The sequence below is a fragment of the Pseudomonas sp. RIT-To-2 genome, assembly GCF_029623465.1.
GTDB lineage: Bacteria > Pseudomonadota > Gammaproteobacteria > Pseudomonadales > Pseudomonadaceae > Aquipseudomonas > Aquipseudomonas silvicola.
Genome location: NZ_JAPYKM010000018.1, coordinates 61,749 through 82,451, shown reverse-complemented (window position 1 = coordinate 82,451; position 20,703 = coordinate 61,749). Strand labels below are relative to the sequence as shown.

The window sequence follows — 20,703 nt, the reverse complement described above, 5'->3', positions numbered from 1 at the left end:
GACCGGGCAAAGTTCGGGAACCAGGCGCCTCAACCCTCACCGCAAAAAAAAGCCCCGGCACTGAGCCGGGGCTTTGAGTGGGCACATCCTGTGCCCGTCGCATGAACCTGTTACTGGGTTTGCAGCGCGTCAGCCGAAACCGATTTGACGTGCTTGGTGTGCTTGGCGATGTTCACGGCAGTGGTTTTCTGCGCCGAAGTCAGGGTCACACCGTCTTTGGAAGCCAGGGTCACGACGCCGTGGTTGGTTTCAACGGTGATGTCGCTACCTGGAATGCCTTTCTCGGTCAGCAGGTTGGCTTTGACCTTGGTGGTGATCCAGGTGTCAGAACCGGCTTGTTCGGTCTTGGCCACGGTACCGTTGGTAGTGGTTTCAGCGGCAAACGCGAAGTTGCCCATGGCCAGGGTCAGAGCGGTAGCAGTAGCGGCAGCAATAGCGAACTTTTTCATACGAGTCACTCCTGTTTTTCGAGAAGTCTGCGCCAGGTTCGTTTGGCGGCAGGGTTACCTATACTGTTGCAGGGCCTGTGCCAACCTGAGTTTTAAATAAAATCCTTTAATATCAGTAGTTTACGAACATCGCATTTTTCGTCGATCGTGCATATTGCATGTTCGGCGGTGAAACCGCGTGCAAGTTGCATGTCCGCTAAAGAACTGGGTGAAAACAAACGCCAGCGGCCGCACGCGCACAAAAAAAGGCCCCGAAGGGCCCTTTCCTGTTGCTACGGGTTATTACACACCCGAAGCCTTTGCAGCGGCGACGTCCTTGATGGACAGCTTGATACGGCCGCGGTTGTCTACGTCCAATACCAGTACTTCAACTTCCTGGCCTTCTTTCAGGATGTCGGTCACTTTCTCTACGCGAGCGTCACTCAGCATCGAGATGTGAACCAGGCCGTCCTTGCCAGGCAGGATGTTTACGAAAGCGCCGAAGTCGACGATGCGCTCAACCTTGCCGACGTAGATCTTGCCAATTTCAGCTTCGGCAGTGATCGACAGCACGCGCTGCTTGGCCGCCTCGGCCGCTTCCTTGGTTTCGCCGAAGATCTTGATCGAGCCATCATCTTCGATGTCGATCGAGGCCTTGGTTTCCTCGCAGATAGCGCGGATGGTGGCGCCGCCTTTACCGATGACGTCACGGATCTTGTCGGTGTCGATCTTCATCGAGATCATGGTCGGAGCGTTCTCGGACAGCTCTTCACGCGACTTGCCGATGATCTGGTTCATCTGGCCGAGGATGTTCAGGCGCGCTTCCAGGGCCTGGCCCAGGGCGATTTCCATGATCTCTTCGGTGATGCCGTTGATCTTGATGTCCATCTGCAGGGCAGTCACACCCTTGGCAGTACCGGCTACCTTGAAGTCCATGTCGCCTAGGTGGTCTTCGTCACCCAGGATGTCGGTCAGGATGGCGAACTTCTCGCCTTCTTTGACCAGGCCCATGGCGATACCGGCAACCGGCGCCTTCATCGGCACACCAGCGTCCATCAGGGCGAGGGAAGCACCGCAGACGGAAGCCATGGAGCTCGAACCGTTGGATTCGGTGATTTCCGACACGACGCGGATGGTGTACGGGAATTCGTCAGCAGCAGGCAGCATGGCCTGAACCGAACGACGGGCCAGACGGCCGTGGCCGATTTCGCGGCGGCCAGCACCGCCCATGCGACCACACTCGCCCACCGAGAACGGAGGGAAGTTGTAGTGCAGCATGAAGGGGTCTTTCTTCTCGCCTTCCAGGGTGTCCAGCAGCTGTGCGTCACGGGCAGTACCCAGGGTCGCGACGACCAGGGCCTGGGTTTCGCCACGGGTGAACAGGGCCGAACCGTGGGTCTTGGGCAGAACACCGACTTCGATGTTCAGCGGGCGCACGGTCTTGGTGTCACGGCCGTCGATACGTGGCTTGCCGTTGACGATGTTTTCGCGAACGGTGCGGTATTCGATCTCGCCGAATGCGGCTTTCACGTCAGCGGCCGAAGGCTGGCCTTCTTCACCGGACAGCTTGGCCACGACCTGCTCCTTCAGCTCGCCCAGGCGCGCGTAACGGTCGGCCTTGACGGTGATGGTGTAGGCGTCGGAGATCGCTGCGCCGAACTCTGCACGGATAGCGCCCAGCAGTTCGGTGGCTTCGGCTTGAGGCGCCCAGGCCCAGGTAGGCTTGGCAGCTTCGGCGGCCAGTTCCTTGACGGCGTTGATGACCGCCTGGAATTCGTCGTGGGCGAACAGCACGGCGCCCAGCATCTGGTCTTCGGTCAGCTCTTTGGCTTCCGACTCAACCATCAGCACGGCGTCGGAGGTACCGGCCACGACCATGTCCAGGCTCGAGGCAGCCAGTTGTTCGTAGGTTGGGTTCAGCAGGTAGCCGGTGCTTTCGTGGAACGCAACGCGGGCAGCGCCGATAGGGCCTTCGAACGGAATACCGGAGATGGCCAGGGCAGCCGAGGTACCGATCATGGCAGCGATGTCCGGATCGGTCTTCTTGCTGGTCGACACGACGGTGCAGACAACCTGCACTTCGTTCATGAAGCCTTCAGGGAACAGGGGGCGGATCGGACGGTCGATCAGACGCGAGGTCAGGGTCTCTTTCTCGGAAGGACGGCCTTCACGCTTGAAGAAACCACCAGGGATCTTGCCGGCAGCGTAGGTCTTTTCCTGGTAGTGCACGGACAGCGGGAAGAAGCCCTTGCCTGGGTCGGCTTGCTTTGCGCCTACAACAGTGACCAGCACGGTGACGTCGTTATCGACGGTGACCAGTACGGCGCCGGAGGCTTGACGGGCAATACGGCCAGTCTCGAGGGTGACGGTCGATTGACCGAACTGGAATTTCTTGATTACCGGGTTCACGGTTTCCTACCTTCTTCAGTTTGCTCTGGGGGAACTGGTTTCTTGCGAAATTCTTGGGCAGCAAGGGGAATCGGCCCTTTGGCAGTCCAGATAAAACTTGAGGCTGGAAGCCTGCCCTGCATCAACGCCTGAGCGCCCATGCAGAACAGCCAACCAACCTCATTGATACGCACGGCGTGTTCGTCAGCTCCGGCGCCAGGCGCCGGATTCGACGGAGGCAACACGCCGCGCACACCACAAGCCCGGGCCGCTGTTAGCGACGCAGACCCAGACGGCCGATCAGGGCGCTGTAACGAGTGGTGTCTTTGCCCTTCAGGTAGTCCAGCAGCTTGCGACGCTGGTTAACCATACGGATCAGGCCACGACGCGAGTGGTGGTCTTTGCCGTTGGCCTTGAAGTGGCCTTGCAGCTTGTTGATGTTGGCAGTCAGCAGTGCAACCTGCACTTCTGGCGAACCGGTGTCGCCAGCGGCTTGCTGGAACTCACCAACGATCTTTGCTTTTTCTTCAACGTTAAGTGCCATGAGGGCATCTCCATTACTAAGGAAAACCGTTTGACCGGCTTCCAACAGGCCGAGGACAGATCCTCGTATTTAAAAGTGAGGGATAACCGTGCCTGTTAACAGCCACCCTCGTCCGGTCATTCTGACCGAATCAAGCGACGTGGCGCGATGCGCCCGTCTTCGCTCACTTCACCGATACCGATGAAGCGACCATTGTGATCCTGCACCCGTACCATGCCGAATTTCGGCGCGTCCGGGGCTCTTACCGGTTGTCCGTGCAGCCAGTAGAACGCACTGTGCTCGGAAAACTGCAACAGGGGCCAATCCAGCAGGCCGCTGTCCGAAGGCATGAGGAACTGGTCGACCGCCTCGTTGCCACCCTCGGCATGCACACGCTCGAGTTCCTCGAGGGTGACCGTCTGGGCCAGCGTGAAGGGGCCTGCCTGGGTGCGACGCAGTTCAGCGACGTACGCGCCACAGCCCAATTGCTCACCGATGTCTTCCACCAGGGTGCGGATATAGGTGCCTTTGGAGCACCCTACCGACAACCGCGCGCGGGTGTCATCGAAGGCCAGCAATTCCAACCGGTCAATAGTAACAGAACGCGCCTCGCGCTCCACTACTTCCCCTGCACGAGCCAGCTTGTAAAGCGGCTGGCCATCACGCTTGAGGGCGGAGTACATCGGCGGTATCTGACTGATTTGACCACGAAAACGTGGCAAAACCGCTTCGATGTCGTCGCGACAAACGGTTACATCTCGGGTACGCAGAACCTCACCTTCGGCGTCGGCCGTGGTGGTGGTCTGGCCCATCTGCATCACCGTCTCATAGCCCTTGTCGGAATCGAGCAGGTACTGGGAGAACTTGGTGGCCTCACCGAAGCACAGCGGCAGCACGCCGGTGGCCAGGGGGTCGAGGCTGCCGGTGTGGCCGGCCTTCTCGGCATTGAGCAGCCAACGGACCTTCTGCAGGGCCGCGTTGGAGGTGAACCCCAGCGGCTTGTCCAGCAGGATGATGCCGCTGACGTTACGACGGATACGCTTGACCTGAGCCACCGCTTACTCCTCGGTGCCTGGTTTGCTGTCGGTGTCCTGGTGCTGGCTGTCTTCGGCCACGGCACGCTCGATCAGCGCCGACAACTGGGCGCCACGGGTGACGCTCTCATCGTAGTGGAAGTGCAGCTGCGGCACGCTGCGCAGTTTCATTTCCTTGCCCAGGTGCACGCGCAGGAAGCCTGCGGCGGAGTTCAGCACCTTGATGGTCTGCTTGATGTCTTCGGCGCTGTCCTGGCCCATGACGGTGATGAACACCTTGGCATGGCCCACGTCCCGGCTGACGTCGACGGCAGTGATGGTCACCAGGCCCACGCGCGGGTCCTTGACCTCACGGCGGATCAGTTGCGCCAGCTCGCGTTGCATCTGGTCGCCGATGCGCTGGGTACGGCTGTATTCTTTTGCCATGAATGCTTACCTGTAACTGAAGCGGCAAACGCCCGGCCAGGGCAGAGCCGGGCCGGGCGTTGCGTTTAGAGTGGCCAGGCGGACCTGGCGCACTCCTCTAGCTCGCGTGTTAGAGCGTACGAGCCACTTGGACCTTCTCGAAGACTTCGATCTTGTCACCGACCTTGACGTCGTTGTAGCTCTTGACGCCGATACCGCATTCCATGCCGGCACGCACTTCGGACGCGTCATCCTTGAAGCGGCGCAGGGATTCCAGCTCGCCTTCGAAGATAACGATGTCTTCGCGCAGTACGCGGATCGGACGGTTGCGGTACACGGTACCTTCGACGACCATGCAGCCGGCGATCGCGCCGAACTTCGGCGAACGGAACACGTCACGCACTTCGGCGATACCCAGGATGTTCTCGCGAACGTCGCTGCCGAGCATACCGGTCAGGGCTTTCTTGACGTCTTCAATGATGTCGTAGATCACGTTGTAGTAACGCATATCCAGACCTTCCTGCTCGACGATCTTGCGCGCGCCGGCATCGGCACGCACGTTGAAGCCGAACAGTACTGCATTGGAGGCCAGTGCCAGGTTGGCGTCGGACTCGGTGATACCACCGACACCGCCACCGACGACGCGCACTTGCACTTCGTCGTTGCCCAGGCCGTTCAGAGCGCCCTGCAAAGCTTCCAGCGAACCACGGACGTCGGATTTGAGGACGATGTTGAGCGTCTTCTTCTCTTCCTGGCCCATGTTCTCGAAGATGTTTTCCAGCTTGCCGGCGTGAGCACGGGCCAGCTTGACTTCGCGGAACTTGCCTTGACGGAACAGAGCCACTTCACGGGCTTTCTTCTCGTCGGCAACCACGCTCATCTCGTCGCCAGCGTCCGGGGTACCATCAAGGCCCAGGATCTCGACCGGAATGGCCGGACCTGCTTCCTTGATCGACTTGCCGTTCTCGTCGAGCATGGCACGTACACGGCCGTAGTTCGAACCGACCAGTACCATGTCGCCTTGACGCAGGGTACCGTCTTGAACCAGTACGGTAGCGACAGGGCCACGGCCCTTGTCCAGGCGCGACTCGACCACTACACCGCGGCCCGGAGCAGAAGGGGTTGCCTTCAGTTCCAGTACTTCGGCTTGCAGCAGAACAGCTTCCAGCAGCTCGTCGACGCCAGTACCCTGCTTGGCCGAGACCGGTACGAATGGAGTGTCGCCACCCCACTCTTCCGAAGTCACGCCGTGTACCGACAGCTCGCTGCGGATACGGTCCAGGTCTGCACCCGGCTTGTCGATCTTGTTCACCGCGACAACCAGCGGCACGCCAGCAGCCTGGGCATGCTGAACGGCTTCGATGGTCTGTGGCATCACGCCGTCGTCGGCTGCGACCACCAGGATCACGATGTCGGTCGCCTTGGCACCACGGGCACGCATGGCGGTAAACGCGGCGTGGCCAGGGGTGTCCAGGAAGGTCACCATGCCACGGTCGGTTTCGACGTGGTAGGCACCGATGTGCTGGGTGATGCCGCCGGCTTCGCCCGCAGCTACCTTGGCGCGACGGATGTAGTCCAGCAGCGAGGTCTTGCCGTGGTCAACGTGGCCCATGACGGTCACGACTGGCGCACGGGAGAATTCCTCACCTTCGAACTTCAGCGATTCGGCCAGGGAGTCTTCCAGGGCGGTGTCGCTGACCAGAGTCACTTTGTGGCCCAGTTCTTCAGCAACCAGCTGGGCAGTTTCCTGGTCCAGCACCTGGTTGATGGTGGCCGGGGTACCCAGCTTGAACATGAACTTGATGACTTCGGCAGCCTTCACCGACATCTGCGCAGCCAGGTCACCCACGGAGATGGTCTCGCCGATCTGCACGTCACGGATCACAGGACCGGTAGGGTTCTGGAAGCCGTGGGCGTTACGCTTCTTCAGCTTGCCCTTGCCACGGCCGCCGCGACGGAAGCCATCGCTTTCCTCGTCGGTGGTGCGCGGGGCGGCACGTGGAGTCGGCGCCTTTTCCTTCTCTTTCACCGAAGCACGATGCGGCGCGTTCTTGCGCTCGCCATCATTGCGGCGGGCGTCGTCGTTGCGCGGTTTGTCCGGGCGACGCGGCTCGTCTTTCTTGCGGTCGGCCGACGGCGCAGGTGCAACGGCACCCAGGTCGACGTTGGCAGGCGCAGGCGCAGCTTCGGCAGCGGCCGGGGCAGCAGCAGGTGCAGCCGGGCGACGCGCTTCTTCTTCAGCGCGCTGACGGGCAGTTTCCTGTTCAGCCTTCTGACGCGCAGCGTTTTCGGCGGCGCGACGTTCTTCCAGCTCGCGCTTCTGCTCGGCCTGGATTTCTTCCGGGCTGCGCTGCACGAATACTTTCTTCTTGCGTACTTCTACGCTGATGCTCTTGCTGCCAGCCACACGCAGGGTGCTGGTGGTCTTGCGCTGCAAGGTAATCTTGCGTGGTTCTTCCGCTTTAGCCTTGTGGCTGCTTTTCAAATGAGCCAGCAGAGCCTGCTTCTCATTATCGGTCACAACTTGTCCGGCGTCGGTGTGCGGCAGACCTGCCTCACGCATCTGCTGTAACAGGCGCTCTACCGGTGCGGCGACCTCTGTGGCCAGTTCTTTCACCGTGACTTGCGTCATGCACTTCTCTCCTCAGGCCGCGCCTACTTACTCGAACCAGTGGGCTCGGGCGGCCATGATCAACTTGCCGGCACGATCATCGTCAATGCCGTCGATGTCGAGCAGGTCATCAATAGACTGCTCGGCCAGGTCTTCGCGGGTAATCACGCCGCGCACCGCCAGTTCCATCGCCAAATCCTTGTCCATACCCTCAAGCGAGAGCAGGTCTTCGGCCGGATGGGCGTCTGCCAGCTTTTCCTCAGTAGCGATGGCTTTGGTCAACAGTCGATCCTTGGCCCGAGCGCGAAGCTCGTTGACGATATCCTCGTCAAAGCCGTCGATGTTGAGCATTTCTTCCAACGGTACGTAGGCAATCTCTTCCAGGCTTGTGAAGCCTTCGTCCACCAGCACCTGTGCCAGCTCTTCGTCGACTTCCAGCTCGTCGATGAAGTTGCGCAGGATGTCGCCGGTTTCCGCTTGCTGCTTGGCCTGGATGTCCGATTCGGTCATCACGTTCAGGGTCCAGCCAGTCAACTGGCTGGCCAGACGCACGTTCTGACCACCACGACCAATGGCCTGAGCCAGATTGTCAGCGCCAACGGCGATGTCCATTGCATGGGCATCTTCGTCGACAATGATCGCCGCCACTTCAGCTGGGGACATCGCGTTGATCACGAACTGCGCGGGGTTGTCATCCCACAGGACGATATCCACACGCTCACCGCCCAATTCACCCGATACCGCCTGGACGCGCGAACCGCGCATACCGATGCAGGCACCTTGTGGGTCGATGCGTTTGTCCTTGGAGCGGACCGCAATCTTGGCACGCGAACCCGGGTCACGGGACGCAGCCATCACTTCGATCAGGCCTTCGGCAATTTCCGGCACTTCGATGCGGAACAGTTCGATCAGCATTTCTGGCGCTGTACGCGACAGAATCAGCTGCGGACCGCGGTTCTCGGTGCGGATTTCCTTGAGCAGGGCACGCAGGCGCACACCCACTCGGAAAGTTTCGCGAGAAATGATGTCCTCGCGGGCCAGCAGGGCTTCGGCGTTGTTGCCAAGGTCCACGATGACGTTGTCACGGGTAACCTTTTTAACGGTACCGGAGATGATTTCACCCAGGCGCTCGCGGTAAGCGTCAACCACTTGGGCGCGCTCGGCTTCACGAACTTTCTGGACAATCACCTGCTTGGCGGTTTGTGCGGCAATGCGACCGAATTCGATCGACTCGATCTTCTCTTCGATCACGTCGCCGGCAACGGCGCCCGGCTTCTTGGCCTGGGCCTGGTCGACGGCCAATTCGATCGCCGGGTCGTCCAGGTCTTCATCCTCGACCACTGCCCAGCGACGGAAGGTTTCATAGGCACCGGTGTGGCGGTTGATTTCCACACGCAGGTCCACTTCATCTTCGAAGCGCTTCTTGGTAGCGGTTGCCAGAGCAATCTCCAGCGCTTCGAATATTACGCCGGCCGGTACACCCTTTTCGTTGGATACCGACTCAACAACCAGCAGTACTTCTTTGCTCATCGTACGCCTCGCCTTTCGCAAGCCATTGGATCCGCGGGATCCGCAGTATCTGGCACGTCTCAGTCAAAACTGGGGATAATGTTGGCCTTGTCGATCATGTCGATCGGCAGAAGGAATTCGTGGTCATCCACCTGCACCACGACATCCTGCTCCTCTACTCCGCGCAGAAGGCCCTGAAAGTTGCGACGCCCTTCGAAAGGGGAACGCAGCTTGATCTTCACTTGATCCCCGGCATACTTGGCGAACTGTTCGAGTGTGAACAGCGGGCGTTCCATGCCAGGAGAAGACACTTCAAGGGTGTACTCGACAGCGATAGGGTCTTCGACATCCAGAACCCCGCTGACCTGACGACTGACAATGGCGCAGTCATCCACCAGCACACCGCCTTCTTTGTCGATATAAATGCGCAACATTGAGTGACGGCCTTGGGCCGAGAACTCGATACCCCAGCATTCATAGCCTAGGGCCACGACCACCGGGGCCAACAAGGCCTGCAACTGTTCTAGCTTGCTCGACACCTGAACCCCCTCGTGCATGCTTATGCAAATAAAAAATGGGCGAAGCGCCCATCCCTGAAACGCCGTTGAATACCGGCGCTATGATCTTTTCAGCTAACAAAAAGCCCCTGTAAAAGGGGCTCCAGTAAAACTGGTTGCGGGAGCTGGATTTGAACCAACGACCTTCGGGTTATGAGCCCGACGAGCTACCAGACTGCTCCATCCCGCGACAAAGCTGGGGCAAAAGTATACGACTGATACCCTTCTGGGTCAATCGCACACTTCCACCGACAAGAAAGCCCGCTGCTGCGGGCTCTCCTGATTAATTGGTACCGAGAAGGGGACTCGAACCCCTACACCCTATGGGCACAACCACCTCAAGGTTGCGTGTCTACCAATTCCACCACCTCGGCAATACTACATGTGAAACCCTTGTTACTTTTGCTCTTGAGCTGGAGGTACGTCAGTGGCATTCACGTCAGTCTTTTGCTCTTGAAGCACCGGAACATCATCTGTCGCCGGCTTTTGCTTTGGCGCTTCAACTGCGGCTGGAGCGGGTAACCCTACTTGAGTCAGCTGGTGAGCTTTCTCTTTAGCAAAGTATCCTAACCCCAAGCTGGTTATGAAGAAACCTGCGGCAAGTATAGCAGTAAACTTACTAAGAAAGGTAGAGGAACCTTGGCTTCCGAACACAGTATTTGATGCACCTGCTCCGAAAGACGCGCCAGCGTCCGCACCTTTACCCTGCTGCAGCAATACCAGGGCAACTACACCCAGGGCAGCCAGCAGATGAAACACGACTACGACTGTTTCCAGCATCTTCTCAGTTTCCCGCGGCGCGACAGATCGCACCGAACTCATCTGCATTCAAGGAGGCTCCACCAATGAGCCCCCCATCGATATCCGGCATGCCGAACAGCTCAGCCGCATTGGCCGCCTTCACGCTGCCGCCGTATAGAAGCCGCACACCTTGCGCGACTTCAGAATTCTCTACCGCCAGTTGGGCGCGGATGGCTGCGTGCACATCCTGCGCCTGCTGTGGCGTTGCCGTCAGGCCAGTGCCGATGGCCCATACAGGCTCATAAGCGATCACCGCCTTGGCAAAGGCACCGATGCCCAGGGCATCAATGACACTGCTCAGCTGGCGCCCTACCACTTCCAGGGTCTTGCCCGCCTCGCGCTCCGCCAGGGTCTCGCCGATGCAGAGCACCGGGATCAGACCACCAGCCTGAGCTGCCTCGAACTTGCGAACCAGCACTTCATCCGACTCACCAATGACCTGGCGACGCTCGGAGTGACCGACCAACACAAGCTTGCAACCGGCATCAGCCAACTGAGTCGACGAAATTTCGCCGGTCAGGGCGCCTTGCCCGGTTTGCGCCGCGCAGTTCTGCGCGCCTACTTCGATCGATGCACCTTGCAGGCCGTCGATCACTCGCTCGACATGCAGGCTTGGTGGAAACACCACCACATCAACACCGCCGGGCAGGGCCTCGTTTCCAAGGCCCTTGAGCAGCTCAGCGACGCTGGCGCGGGTACCGTGCATTTTCCAGTTACCAGCTACCATAGGGCGACGCATGCTGTACCTCGTCGGTCAAAGTGGGCGCAGATGTTACCCAACGCGGAGGCTACTGGCAAGCCGTATCAGGCGCAAACTTCACTGACGACCTTGGCAAGCTCATCGGCGTACGCGCTGACGACCTTTTCATCGTCACCTTCGACCATCACGCGCACCAACGGCTCGGTGCCGGACTTGCGCAGCAGCACGCGGCCACGGCCCGCCATGGCTTCGGTGACACGCTCGCAGGCCAGCTTGACCGACGGATGTTCGATGGGGTCTACATCCCCGCCGGCGAAGCGTACGTTGACCAGTACCTGCGGGCATTTGCGCAGCCCGTGGCGGGCTTGGGCCAGGGTTTCGTCACGACGCTTGAGGGCCAGCAGGACCTGCAGCGCGGCGATGATCGCGTCACCGGTGGTGGTGTGCTGACAGCAGACGATGTGGCCGGAGTTTTCACCGCCCAGCTGCCAGTCACGCTCCTTGAGCTCAGCCATGACATAGCGGTCGCCCACCTTGGCGCGGGTGAACGGAATGGACAGTTCTTCCAGTGCCAGCTCAAGGCCCAGGTTGCTCATCAAGGTGCCGACCACGCCGCCGTGCAGTTTGTTGCGTTCGTGCAGGTCGCGGGCAATGATGAACAACAGCTCGTCACCGTCGACGATGGCGCCCGTGTGGTCGACCATCAGCACGCGGTCGCCGTCACCGTCAAAGGCGATGCCCAGGTCGGCATGGCCAACCAGAACCGCTGCCTGCAGGGCCTCCATGTGAGTGGAGCCGCAGTTGTCGTTGATGTTCAGGCCATCAGGCGCCGCTGACAGTACCGTGACCTGGGCGCCCAGCTCGCGAAACACGTTGGGGGCGACCTTGTAGGTGGCGCCGTGGGCGCAGTCGATCACCAGCTTGAGGCCGGCGAAGTCGGTGCTGGTGGGCACGCTGCTCTTGCAGAATTCGATGTAGCGGCCGGCCGCGTCGTTGATGCGCGACACCTTGCCCAGCTTGCTCGACTCGGCGACGGTCATCGGCGTGTCCAGCAACTCTTCGATCATCAGCTCGATCTCGTCCGGCAACTTGGTGCCCTGGCCGGAGAAGAACTTGATGCCGTTGTCGTCATGGGGGTTGTGCGATGCGCTGATGACAATCCCCGCCTCGGCGTGGAAAGTACGGGTCAGGTAGGCGATGGCCGGGGTAGGCATCGGGCCCAGCAGCATCACGTCGGCACCGGCGGCCGACAGGCCAGCTTCAAGGGCCGACTCGAACATGTACCCGGAAATGCGCGTGTCCTTGCCGACCAGCACACGACAGGCGCCCATCTTGCGGAACGCCATGCCTGCCGCCCAGCCCAGCTTGAGCATGAAATCAGGGGTAATGGGGTATTCCCCGACACGGCCGCGAATACCGTCGGTGCCAAAATACTTTCTGCTCATGTGTGCTCCGTCATTCTTATTCAGCGGTTTCGACCGCTGTGATCATTCGTACGACATCGGCGGTTTCGGCCACATCGTGCACCCGCAGGATTCGTGCGCCCTTGAACATGGCCAAGGCGGCCAGCGCCAGGCTGCCGTAAAGCCGCTCAGAGACCGGGCGACCCAGCGCCAGGCCGACGATGCTCTTGCGCGACACACCGACCAGCAGTGGCCGCCCCAGGGCGTCCAGGGCCTGCATATGCTTGAACAGGCTGAGGTTGTGCGCATGGGTCTTGGCGAAACCAAAGCCCGGATCGAGGATGATGCGCTCGGCCGGGATACCCGCCGCTTCGCAGGCCTGCATGCGCGCGTGAAGGAAGCCAGTCACTTCACCCACCAGGTCGCTGTAGCGCGGGTCGTCCTGCATGTCGCCGGGCTCGCCCAGCATGTGCATCAGGCATACGGGCAGCCCCGTGGCCGCGGCTGCATCCAGGGCGCCATCACGCTGCAGGGAACGCACGTCATTGATCAGGCCGGCGCCCAGGCGTGCCGTTTCGCGCATGACCGCCGGTGTCGAGGTGTCCACCGAGATGATCACGTCGAGTTCGCGGGCAATGGCTTCGACCACCGGGGCGACACGCTCCAGCTCTTCGAGGGGCGAAACGACACGCGCACCTGGCCGAGTGGACTCGCCACCGACGTCAATCAGTGTCGCACCAGCCGCCACCATGGCCTCGGCGTGGCGCAGGGCCCCGTCGCGCTGGTTGAAACGGCCGCCGTCGGAGAAGGAATCGGGGGTGACATTGAGGATACCCATGACATGGGTACGGCTTAAATCAAGAACCCGGTTGCCGCAAGGCAACCGGGTTGGGTACTGCTTTGAAGTCATGTCGAGCCTTAGTGTTGAGCTGCTGGACCGCCGATCGGGCTCTCGGGACGCTCGTCCCGCGGCACCGAAGTGCCCGTGGGGCCAGGGCCACCTGACCAGTCACGCGGCTCGCGCGGCGTGCGGCCAGCCATGATGTCGTCGATCTGATCGGCGTCGATGGTCTCGTACTTCATCAAGGCGTCCGCCATGGCATCCAGCTTGTCGCGGTTATCGGTGAGGATCTGCTTGGCCGTGCCATAGCACTGGTCAATGATGCTGCGCACCTCGAGGTCGATCATCTTCGCGGTTTCACCCGACACACTGGAGTTCGCACCACTGCCGCCACGACCCAGGAAACCCTGGTCCTCGTCTTCCGCGTACAGCAACGGGCCCAGCTTCTCGGACAGGCCCCATTTGGTGACCATGTTCCGTGCGATCTGGCTGGCGCGCATGATGTCGTTGGACGCGCCGGTGGTGACACCGTCGAAGCCCAAGGTCATTTCCTCGGCGATACGCCCGCCGTACAGCGAGCAGATCTGGCTGATCAGGGCGCGCTTGGACAGGCTGTAACGGTCTTCCTCCGGCAGGAACATGGTCACGCCCAGGGCGCGACCACGGGGAATGATCGACACTTTGTAGACCGGGTCGTGCTCCGGCACGATGCGACCCACGATGGCGTGGCCTGCTTCGTGATAAGCCGTGTTCTGCTTCTCTTTCTCGGACATGACCATGGTCTTGCGCTCGGCGCCCATCATGATCTTGTCTTTGGCGAGTTCGAATTCCTTCATCTCGACGATGCGCTTGCCATTGCGGGCAGCGAACAGCGAAGCCTCGTTGACCAGGTTGGCCAGGTCGGCACCGGAGAAGCCGGGAGTACCGCGCGCGATGACCGCCGGGTTGACGTCGTCACCCAGTGGCGCCTTGCGCATGTGCACCTTGAGGATCTGCTCGCGACCACGGATGTCCGGCAGACCAACCACCACCTGGCGGTCGAAGCGGCCAGGACGCAGCAGAGCAGGGTCCAGTACGTCAGGGCGGTTGGTAGCGGCGATGACGATGATGCCATCGTTCATTTCGAAGCCGTCCATCTCTACCAGCAACTGGTTGAGGGTCTGTTCCCGCTCGTCGTGACCGCCACCCATGCCGGCGCCACGATGGCGGCCGACGGCGTCGATTTCGTCGATGAAGATGATGCACGGGGCGTGCTTCTTGGCCTGTTCGAACATGTCACGCACACGGCTGGCGCCGACACCGACGAACATTTCCACGAAATCCGAGCCGGAAATGGTGAAGAACGGCACTTTCGCTTCACCCGCGATGGCCTTGGCCAGCAGGGTCTTGCCGGTACCGGGCGGGCCGACCATCAGCACACCACGCGGTATACGACCGCCCAGGCGCTGGAACTTGCCAGGGTCGCGCAGGAACTCGACGAGTTCGCCCACTTCTTCCTTGGCCTCGTCGCAACCGGCAACGTCGGCGAGGGTGGTTTTCACCTGGTCTTCGGACAGCAGGCGCGCCTTGCTCTTGCCGAAGCTCATCGGCCCGCCCTTGCCGCCCGCACCGCCCTGCATCTGGCGCATGAAGAACATGAACACCGCGATGATGACGAGGATAGGGAAGCTGGCGACCAGCAGCTGAGTCCAGATGCTCTGCTGCTCTGGCTGCTTGCCTTCGATGGCCACGTGGTTGTCCACCAGGTCGCCGATCAAGCCGTTGTCGGCGATGTTCGGACGAATGGTCTTGAAGCTGTCACCGTCGTTGCGCTTGCCGGTGATGACCGCGCCGTCCACGGTGATTTTCTCGACCTTGCCATCCTTGACCTGCTGAATGAAGTCGGAATAGTTGAGGGTCTGAGGCTCATTGGGGCTGGAGAAGTTGTTCATCACCGTCACCAGCACGGCCGCAATGATCAACCACAGGATCAGATTCTTTGCCATATCGTTCAATTCGCTACCCTCTGAAGCCTGCTACCCGCAACACGCGCAGGTGTGCTTCGCATGATAATCACCGGCTTAACTTACTACATAACCTACGTGTCTGCAGGTGCCGTCTGTAACCCTTTGTGAAAACTAGACTACACGATGTCGATCCAGGCGAGGCATTCCGGCTGATTGGAAAAAGCTATGGGCTACCCCGCCACCTTCCCTGCACAAACATTACTCGCCTTTGAAACCACGCCCCAGCATGTACTGCTCGCGGGAACGGCCACGTGAAGAATCCGGCTTGAGCATGATCACCTTGTCGAACTTCTTCCGGGCGTCCTTCAAGTACTGGTCGAAGCCTTCACCCTGGAAAATCTTGATCACAAAGTCGCCGCCGGGCTTGAGCACCCGGCCCGCGAGGTCAAGCGCGAGCTCGCAGAGGAACATGGCCTTGGGCATGTCCACTTCGGGTGTACCACTCATATTGGGGGCCATATCGGAAATCACAAGGTCTACGTGCGAATTACCGACCGCCTCCAGGATCTCGGCCAGTACCGAATCCTCGGTGAAGTCGCCGCGAATGAAGGTCACGTCCGGGATACTGTCCATTTCCAGGATATCGGAAGCAATCAGGCGGCCCTGGCCACCAATCAGACGACTGGTCACCTGCGACCACCCGCCAGGCGCGGCGCCCAGGTCGACCACGCTCATGCCCGGGCGGATCAGGCGATACTTTTCCTGGATTTCGAGCAATTTGTAGCTGGCGCGCGAGCGATAGCCATCCTTTTGCGCCATTTTGACGTAAGGGTCGTTGAAATGTTCTTTCAGCCAGCCAAGGCTTGTCTTGGAACGCGCCACTGGGCACCTCGATGATAAGGGTCGTGATTAATTGGGCGGATCCACGGGCCCTCGGGTAAAATGGCCGCCATTTTTGCAAAATCCAAATTAAGGGTCAGATTATGCCGCTCACCAACGAGCAGAAGAAACAGTACAAATCCATTGGCCACGATCTGAAACCCGTTCTGATTGTGGCAGGCAATGGCCTGACTGAAGGCGTTACCGACGAACTCGAGCGCGCGCTCGTCGATCACGAATTGATCAAGGTAGAGATTCGCGCCGAAGATCGCGAAGCCCGTGCCGCCATCATTGCCGAACTGTGCAAGGCAGGCCGTGCCGAGCTGGTGCAGACCATCGGCAAGAAAGCGCTGATCTACCGCCGCAACCCGCAGCCCAACAAGCAGCTGTCGAACATCCATCGCTACAAGTGATGTTGACCACGGTCAGTGGCGCGCCTCGCGCGCCCTGCCCGGCACCGGCTGCAACACCAGCGCCAGGCCCAGAAGGCCCATCGCCAGGTAACAGAACAACTGCCAGCGCAAAGGGTCGATCGACCAGCTTGTCACCCCGCCGTACAGCGCGGCAACCAGCACGGCCATGGACAGCAATTGTCCACGCATGTCCCGCCACAGGGCAGCAACCCCCAGGCCACTGACCAGTACCAGCATCTGCACAACCGCACAGAATGCACAGAACCCTGTCAGCAACCCGCCGATTTGCGTTCCTATGTCCTCGATCAGCGCCGGAGCCAGCCCGACATGGGCCAGCGCCGGAATCACGCCGAGGTGCAGGACCCACAGGCCGCCCACCCAGAGTACCTGGGCGAGCTGCCAGATGACCGCGCCCGTCGCATACGGGCCGCGGCCATCAGATGTGGCTGACTTCGACAATCTCGTACTCGATGACGCCGCCGGGGGTTTTCACCGCCACGACATCGCCTTCTTCCTTGGCGATCAGGGCGCGAGCGATGGGTGAGCCCACCGAGATCTTGCCCTGCTTGATATCGGCTTCGTCCTCGCCGACGATCTGGTACTTGACCCGCTCATCGGTTTCGACATTGGCGATTTCCACGGTCGTACCGAAGATTACCTTGCCGGTCGGCTCGATGGTGGTGACGTCGATGACCACGGCATTCTGCATGCGGCCTTCGATATCGCGGATACGGGCCTCGACCATGCCCTGCTGCTCGCGGGCGGCGTGGTACTCGGCGTTTTCCTTGAGGTCACCCAGTTCGCGCGCAGTACCGATGTCCTGGCTCAGCTTGGGCCGCACCACCTTGGTCAGGTGGGCGTGCTCCTCTTCCAGGGCGCGAGCGCCCTGGACGGTCATGGGGTATTTGATCATGCATTGAGTCCTGCGTGGAGATCCTGCAAGCGACGCACGGTTTTTTCAGGACCGAACTTCAACGCTTCGCAGATCGCTTCGCCAGCAGCAATGGTGGTGGTGCAGTAGATCTTGTGCTGCAGTGCGTTGCGACGGATGGAGTAGGAGTCAGCGATCGACTGACGGCCTTCGGTGGTGTTGATGATCAGGGTGACTTCGTCGTTCTTGATCATGTCGACCACGTGCGGGCGACCTTCGGTCACTTTGTTCACACGGCGTACTTTCAGGCCGGCTTCTTCGATGACGCGCGCGGTACCGGCGGTGGCCACCACTTCGAAGCCCAGGGCGATCAGGTCGCGGGCAACGCCAGCCACCAGCGGCTTGTCGTCGTCACGCACGCTGATGAACGCGGTACCGCCGGTAGGCAGCACTTCGCTGGCGCCCATCTGGGCCTTGGCGAAAGCCTCGCCGAAGGTGTCACCGACACCCATGACTTCACCGGTGGATTTCATCTCTGGGCCCAGGATCGGGTCCACACCAGGGAATTTGGCGAAGGGGAATACCGCCTCTTTCACGCTGTAGAAATTAGGAATGATTTCCTTGGTGAAGCCCAGCTCTTTCAGGGTTTTGCCGGCCATCACGCGGGCAGCGATCATGGCCAGGGAAGTGCCGATGCACTTGGACACGAACGGTACGGTACGCGAGGCGCGCGGGTTGACTTCGATCACGTAGATCTTGTCGCCCTGCAGGGCCAGCTGCACGTTCATCAGGCCGACAACGCCCAGCTCCAGGGCCATCTTCTTGACCTGCTCGCGCACTTCGTCCTGCACGTGGGCAGGCAGCGAGTACGGAGGCAGCGAGCACGCCGAGTCACCGGAGTGAACGCCGGCCTGTTCGATGTGCTGCATGATCGCGCCGATCACCACGTCGGTGCCGTCGCAGACCGCGTCCACGTCCATTTCGATGGCGCAGTTGAGGAAGTGGTCCAGCAGCACCGGGCTGTCGTTGGACACTTGCACTGCTTCACGCAGGTAGCGCTTGAGCTCGTCCAGTTCGTAGACGATCTCCATCGCGCGGCCGCCCAGTACGTAGGACGGGCGAACCACCAGCGGGTAGCCGATCACGCCAGCGGCGCGGATGGCTTCTTCTTCGCTGCGCACGGTGGCGTTCGGCGGCTGCAGCAGGTTCAGGCGCTGAACCATCTGCTGGAAACGCTCGCGGTCTTCGGCGCGGTCGATGGCGTCAGGGCTGGTACCGATGATCGGCACACCGGCTTCTTCCAGGGCACGGGCCAGTTTCAGCGGGGTCTGGCCGCCGTACTGGACGATCACGCCTTTGGGCTTCTCGACGCGTACCACTTCCAGCACGTCTTCCAGGGTCAGTGGCTCGAAGTACAGACGGTCGGAGGTGTCGTAGTCGGTGGACACGGTTTCCGGGTTGCAGTTGACCATGATGGTTTCGTAACCATCGTCACGCAGCGCCAGGGCCGCGTGCACGCAGCAGTAGTCGAACTCGATGCCTTGGCCGATACGGTTCGGGCCACCGCCCAGGATCATGATCTTTTCACGGTCCGACGGGTTGGCTTCGCACTCTTCCTCGTACGTGGAGTACAGGTAGGCGGTGTCAGTGGCAAACTCGGCGGCGCAGGTGTCAACGCGCTTGTAGACCGGGAAGATCTCCAGCTTGTGGCGGTGACGACGCAGATTCTTGTCGGTCACACCCAGCAGCTTGGCCAGGCGCTGGTCCGAGAAACCCTTGCGCTTGAGCTTGAGCATCAGCGCCTTGTCGATGTCGGCCAGGCCCAGGGTCTTGACCTTCTCTTCGTCCTTGATCAGGTCTTCGATCTGCACCAGGAACCAGTGGTCGATGGCTGTCAGGGCGAAGATTTCGTCGCAGGTCATGCCGGCGCGGAAGGCGTCGGCCACGTACCAGATGCGCTCGGCGCCCGGAACGGTCAGCTCGCGCTTCAGAATGCTGTGGAACTCGGGGTTGCTTGGCTCGACTTTCGGGTCCAGGCCGCAAACGCCTACTTCCAGACCGCGCAGGGCTTTCTGCAGGGATTCCTGGAAGGTACGGCCGATGGCCATGACTTCACCCACGGATTTCATCTGAGTGGTCAGGCGGGCGTCGGCTTTCGGGAATTTCTCGAAGGCGAAACGTGGCAGCTTGGTGACGACGTAGTCGATGGACGGCTCGAAGGACGCCGGGGTCTTGCCACCGGTGATGTCGTTCTGCAGTTCGTCCAGGGTGTAACCCACGGCCAGCTTGGCCGCGACCTTGGCGATCGGGAAACCGGTAGCCTTGGACGCCAGTGCCGAAGAACGCGAAACGCGCGGGTTCATCTCGATCACGACCATGCGGCCCGTGTTCGGGCAGATACCGAACTGCACGTTGGAACCACCGGTTTCAACGCCGATCTCGCGCAGTACCGCCAGCGAGGCGTTACGCAGGATCTGGTATTCCTTGTCGGTCAGGGTCTGGGCCGGGGCCACGGTGATGGAGTCACCGGTGTGCACGCCCATCGGGTCGAAGTTCTCGATGGAGCAGACGATGATGCAGTTGTCCTTTTTGTCGCGGACCACTTCCATCTCGTACTCTTTCCAGCCGATCAGCGACTCGTCGATCAGCAGTTCCTTGGTTGGCGACAGGTCCAGACCACGGGCGCAGATTTCTTCGAACTCTTCACGGTTGTAGGCGATGCCGCCACCGGTGCCGCCCATGGTGAACGAAGGACGAATGATGCACGGGAAGCCCAGCTTCTCCAGTACGGCATTGGCCTCTTCCATGGTGTGGGCGATACCCGAGCGCGGGCAGGCCAGGCCGATGTCTTTCATGGCCTTGTCGAAGCGCGAACGGTCTTCGGCCTTGTCGATGGTGTCAGCGTTGGCACCGATCATTTCCACGCCGAACTTTTCCAGCACGCCTTCGCGTTCCAGGTCCAGGGCGCAGTTCAGGGCGGTCTGGCCACCCATGGTCGGCAGCAGGGCGTCCGGGCGCTCTTTCTCGATGATCTTGGCAACGGACTGCCACTTGATCGGCTCGATGTAGGTGGCGTCGGCCATGGCCGGGTCGGTCATGATGGTGGCCGGGTTGGAGTTCACCAGGATGACGCGATAGCCCTCTTCGCGCAGGGCTTTGCAGGCCTGGGCGCCGGAGTAGTCGAATTCACAGGCCTGGCCGATCACGATGGGGCCGGCGCCGAGAATCAGGATGCTTTTTATGTCTGTACGTTTTGGCATGGTTGTCACTCAAATCCGCAGGTCAGTCGGCAGGCCCTGAGGCGAGCCGCCTTGAACATTCTTTGGCGGCGCCGGGCAGGCAATCTCCGCTTGGAGCGGGGCCTGCGCGGCGCGCATTACGCTTGCGACGGCTT

General features: G+C 60.7%; 18 protein-coding genes and 2 tRNA genes. 1 reads left to right on the top strand and 19 read right to left on the bottom strand.

The features are described 5' to 3' along the window. Positions 1 to 110 precede the first annotated feature (110 nt). The 16 genes from QBK88_RS17450 to rlmE form a co-directional block, all read right to left on the bottom strand. The gene (locus QBK88_RS17450) at positions 111 to 449 is read right to left on the bottom strand and encodes a BON domain-containing protein (RefSeq protein ID WP_268145710.1); all 339 of its coding nucleotides are present in this window, start codon (positions 447 to 449) and stop codon (positions 111 to 113) included. A gap of 282 nt (positions 450 to 731) precedes the next feature. Continuing rightward, entirely contained in the window at positions 732 to 2,837 is a 2,106-nt protein-coding gene (gene pnp / locus QBK88_RS17445) for a polyribonucleotide nucleotidyltransferase (protein WP_277963007.1), read from the bottom strand. A 253-nt stretch (positions 2,838 to 3,090) separates the two neighbouring features. After that, on the bottom strand, positions 3,091 to 3,360 hold the full coding sequence (rpsO, locus tag QBK88_RS17440; protein WP_158157548.1) for a 30S ribosomal protein S15: 270 nt from the start codon (positions 3,358 to 3,360) through the stop codon (positions 3,091 to 3,093). A gap of 116 nt (positions 3,361 to 3,476) precedes the next feature. Next, positions 3,477 to 4,394, bottom strand: coding sequence for a tRNA pseudouridine(55) synthase TruB (gene truB / locus QBK88_RS17435; RefSeq protein WP_277963006.1), 918 nt, complete (start codon positions 4,392 to 4,394; stop codon positions 3,477 to 3,479). A gap of 3 nt (positions 4,395 to 4,397) precedes the next feature. After that, on the bottom strand, positions 4,398 to 4,799 hold the full coding sequence (gene rbfA / locus QBK88_RS17430; protein WP_268145719.1) for a 30S ribosome-binding factor RbfA: 402 nt from the start codon (positions 4,797 to 4,799) through the stop codon (positions 4,398 to 4,400). 109 nt (positions 4,800 to 4,908) lie between these two features. After that, positions 4,909 to 7,410 (bottom strand): translation initiation factor IF-2, encoded by a 2,502-nt coding sequence (infB, locus tag QBK88_RS17425; protein ID WP_277963005.1) that lies wholly within the window; start codon positions 7,408 to 7,410, stop codon positions 4,909 to 4,911. A 27-nt stretch (positions 7,411 to 7,437) separates the two neighbouring features. After that, positions 7,438 to 8,919: a transcription termination factor NusA gene (gene nusA, locus QBK88_RS17420; protein ID WP_027981880.1), complete on the bottom strand. Its 1,482-nt coding sequence runs from the start codon at positions 8,917 to 8,919 to the stop codon at positions 7,438 to 7,440. Positions 8,920 to 8,978: 59 nt separating this feature from the next. After that, positions 8,979 to 9,437: a ribosome maturation factor RimP gene (rimP, locus tag QBK88_RS17415; RefSeq protein ID WP_027981879.1), complete on the bottom strand. Its 459-nt coding sequence runs from the start codon at positions 9,435 to 9,437 to the stop codon at positions 8,979 to 8,981. Between the two features lie 131 nt (positions 9,438 to 9,568). Beyond that, a tRNA-Met gene (locus QBK88_RS17410) sits at positions 9,569 to 9,645 on the bottom strand. A gap of 98 nt (positions 9,646 to 9,743) precedes the next feature. After that, positions 9,744 to 9,829, bottom strand: a tRNA-Leu gene (locus tag QBK88_RS17405). Between the two features lie 22 nt (positions 9,830 to 9,851). Next, positions 9,852 to 10,235, bottom strand: coding sequence for a preprotein translocase subunit SecG (secG, locus tag QBK88_RS17400; RefSeq protein WP_008373835.1), 384 nt, complete (start codon positions 10,233 to 10,235; stop codon positions 9,852 to 9,854). A 4-nt stretch (positions 10,236 to 10,239) separates the two neighbouring features. Continuing rightward, the gene (gene tpiA, locus QBK88_RS17395) at positions 10,240 to 10,995 is read right to left on the bottom strand and encodes a triose-phosphate isomerase (RefSeq protein ID WP_277963004.1); all 756 of its coding nucleotides are present in this window, start codon (positions 10,993 to 10,995) and stop codon (positions 10,240 to 10,242) included. A gap of 65 nt (positions 10,996 to 11,060) precedes the next feature. Continuing rightward, positions 11,061 to 12,401 carry a phosphoglucosamine mutase gene (gene glmM / locus QBK88_RS17390; RefSeq protein WP_277963003.1) on the bottom strand — a complete coding sequence of 447 codons (1,341 nt, stop codon included), beginning with the start codon at positions 12,399 to 12,401 and terminating at the stop codon, positions 11,061 to 11,063. Between the two features lie 16 nt (positions 12,402 to 12,417). Next, positions 12,418 to 13,269 carry a dihydropteroate synthase gene (gene folP, locus QBK88_RS17385; RefSeq protein WP_277963002.1) on the bottom strand — a complete coding sequence of 284 codons (852 nt, stop codon included), beginning with the start codon at positions 13,267 to 13,269 and terminating at the stop codon, positions 12,418 to 12,420. Between the two features lie 8 nt (positions 13,270 to 13,277). Next, positions 13,278 to 15,185, bottom strand: a complete 1,908-nt coding sequence (gene ftsH / locus QBK88_RS17380; protein ID WP_268145727.1) for an ATP-dependent zinc metalloprotease FtsH — start codon at positions 15,183 to 15,185, stop codon at positions 13,278 to 13,280. A gap of 219 nt (positions 15,186 to 15,404) precedes the next feature. Continuing rightward, on the bottom strand, positions 15,405 to 16,028 hold the full coding sequence (gene rlmE, locus QBK88_RS17375) for a 23S rRNA (uridine(2552)-2'-O)-methyltransferase RlmE (RefSeq protein WP_277963001.1): 624 nt from the start codon (positions 16,026 to 16,028) through the stop codon (positions 15,405 to 15,407). Between the two features lie 101 nt (positions 16,029 to 16,129). Between rlmE and yhbY the strand changes: the two genes are divergently transcribed. Next, positions 16,130 to 16,438, top strand: coding sequence for a ribosome assembly RNA-binding protein YhbY (yhbY, locus tag QBK88_RS17370; protein ID WP_176569824.1), 309 nt, complete (start codon positions 16,130 to 16,132; stop codon positions 16,436 to 16,438). A 12-nt stretch (positions 16,439 to 16,450) separates the two neighbouring features. Here the strand turns inward: yhbY and QBK88_RS17365 are convergent, their stop codons facing one another. From QBK88_RS17365 to carB, 3 genes are read right to left on the bottom strand one after another with little or no spacing between them, the layout of a single operon-like run. After that, positions 16,451 to 16,897, bottom strand: a complete 447-nt coding sequence (locus QBK88_RS17365; RefSeq protein WP_268145733.1) for an MFS transporter — start codon at positions 16,895 to 16,897, stop codon at positions 16,451 to 16,453. Continuing rightward, positions 16,875 to 17,351 (bottom strand): transcription elongation factor GreA, encoded by a 477-nt coding sequence (gene greA, locus QBK88_RS17360; protein WP_277963000.1) that lies wholly within the window; start codon positions 17,349 to 17,351, stop codon positions 16,875 to 16,877. Before greA ends, QBK88_RS17365 begins: the two co-directional genes overlap by 23 nt. Next, on the bottom strand, positions 17,348 to 20,569 hold the full coding sequence (carB, locus tag QBK88_RS17355) for a carbamoyl-phosphate synthase large subunit (protein WP_277962999.1): 3,222 nt from the start codon (positions 20,567 to 20,569) through the stop codon (positions 17,348 to 17,350). The genes greA and carB overlap by 4 nt, the downstream gene beginning before the upstream one ends. Positions 20,570 to 20,703 lie beyond the last annotated feature (134 nt).

What these genes read in the sequence shown, in the direction of transcription:
- QBK88_RS17450 (WP_268145710.1), bottom strand. Translation starts at nt 449, where the DNA reads ATGAAAAAGTTCGCTATTGCTGCCGCTACTGCTACCGCTCTGACCCTG.
- rpsO (WP_158157548.1), bottom strand. Translation starts at nt 3,360, where the DNA reads ATGGCACTTAACGTTGAAGAAAAAGCAAAGATCGTTGGTGAGTTCCAG.
- rbfA (WP_268145719.1), bottom strand. Translation starts at nt 4,799, where the DNA reads ATGGCAAAAGAATACAGCCGTACCCAGCGCATCGGCGACCAGATGCAA.
- infB (WP_277963005.1), bottom strand. Translation starts at nt 7,410, where the DNA reads ATGACGCAAGTCACGGTGAAAGAACTGGCCACAGAGGTCGCCGCACCG.
- nusA (WP_027981880.1), bottom strand. Translation starts at nt 8,919, where the DNA reads ATGAGCAAAGAAGTACTGCTGGTTGTTGAGTCGGTATCCAACGAAAAG.
- secG (WP_008373835.1), bottom strand. Translation starts at nt 10,235, where the DNA reads ATGCTGGAAACAGTCGTAGTCGTGTTTCATCTGCTGGCTGCCCTGGGT.
- tpiA (WP_277963004.1), bottom strand. Translation starts at nt 10,995, where the DNA reads ATGCGTCGCCCTATGGTAGCTGGTAACTGGAAAATGCACGGTACCCGC.
- glmM (WP_277963003.1), bottom strand. Translation starts at nt 12,401, where the DNA reads ATGAGCAGAAAGTATTTTGGCACCGACGGTATTCGCGGCCGTGTCGGG.
- folP (WP_277963002.1), bottom strand. Translation starts at nt 13,269, where the DNA reads ATGACTTCAAAGCAGTACCCAACCCGGTTGCCTTGCGGCAACCGGGTT.
- ftsH (WP_268145727.1), bottom strand. Translation starts at nt 15,185, where the DNA reads ATGGCAAAGAATCTGATCCTGTGGTTGATCATTGCGGCCGTGCTGGTG.
- yhbY (WP_176569824.1), top strand. Translation starts at nt 16,130, where the DNA reads ATGCCGCTCACCAACGAGCAGAAGAAACAGTACAAATCCATTGGCCAC.
- greA (WP_277963000.1), bottom strand. Translation starts at nt 17,351, where the DNA reads ATGATCAAATACCCCATGACCGTCCAGGGCGCTCGCGCCCTGGAAGAG.
- carB (WP_277962999.1), bottom strand. Translation starts at nt 20,569, where the DNA reads ATGCCAAAACGTACAGACATAAAAAGCATCCTGATTCTCGGCGCCGGC.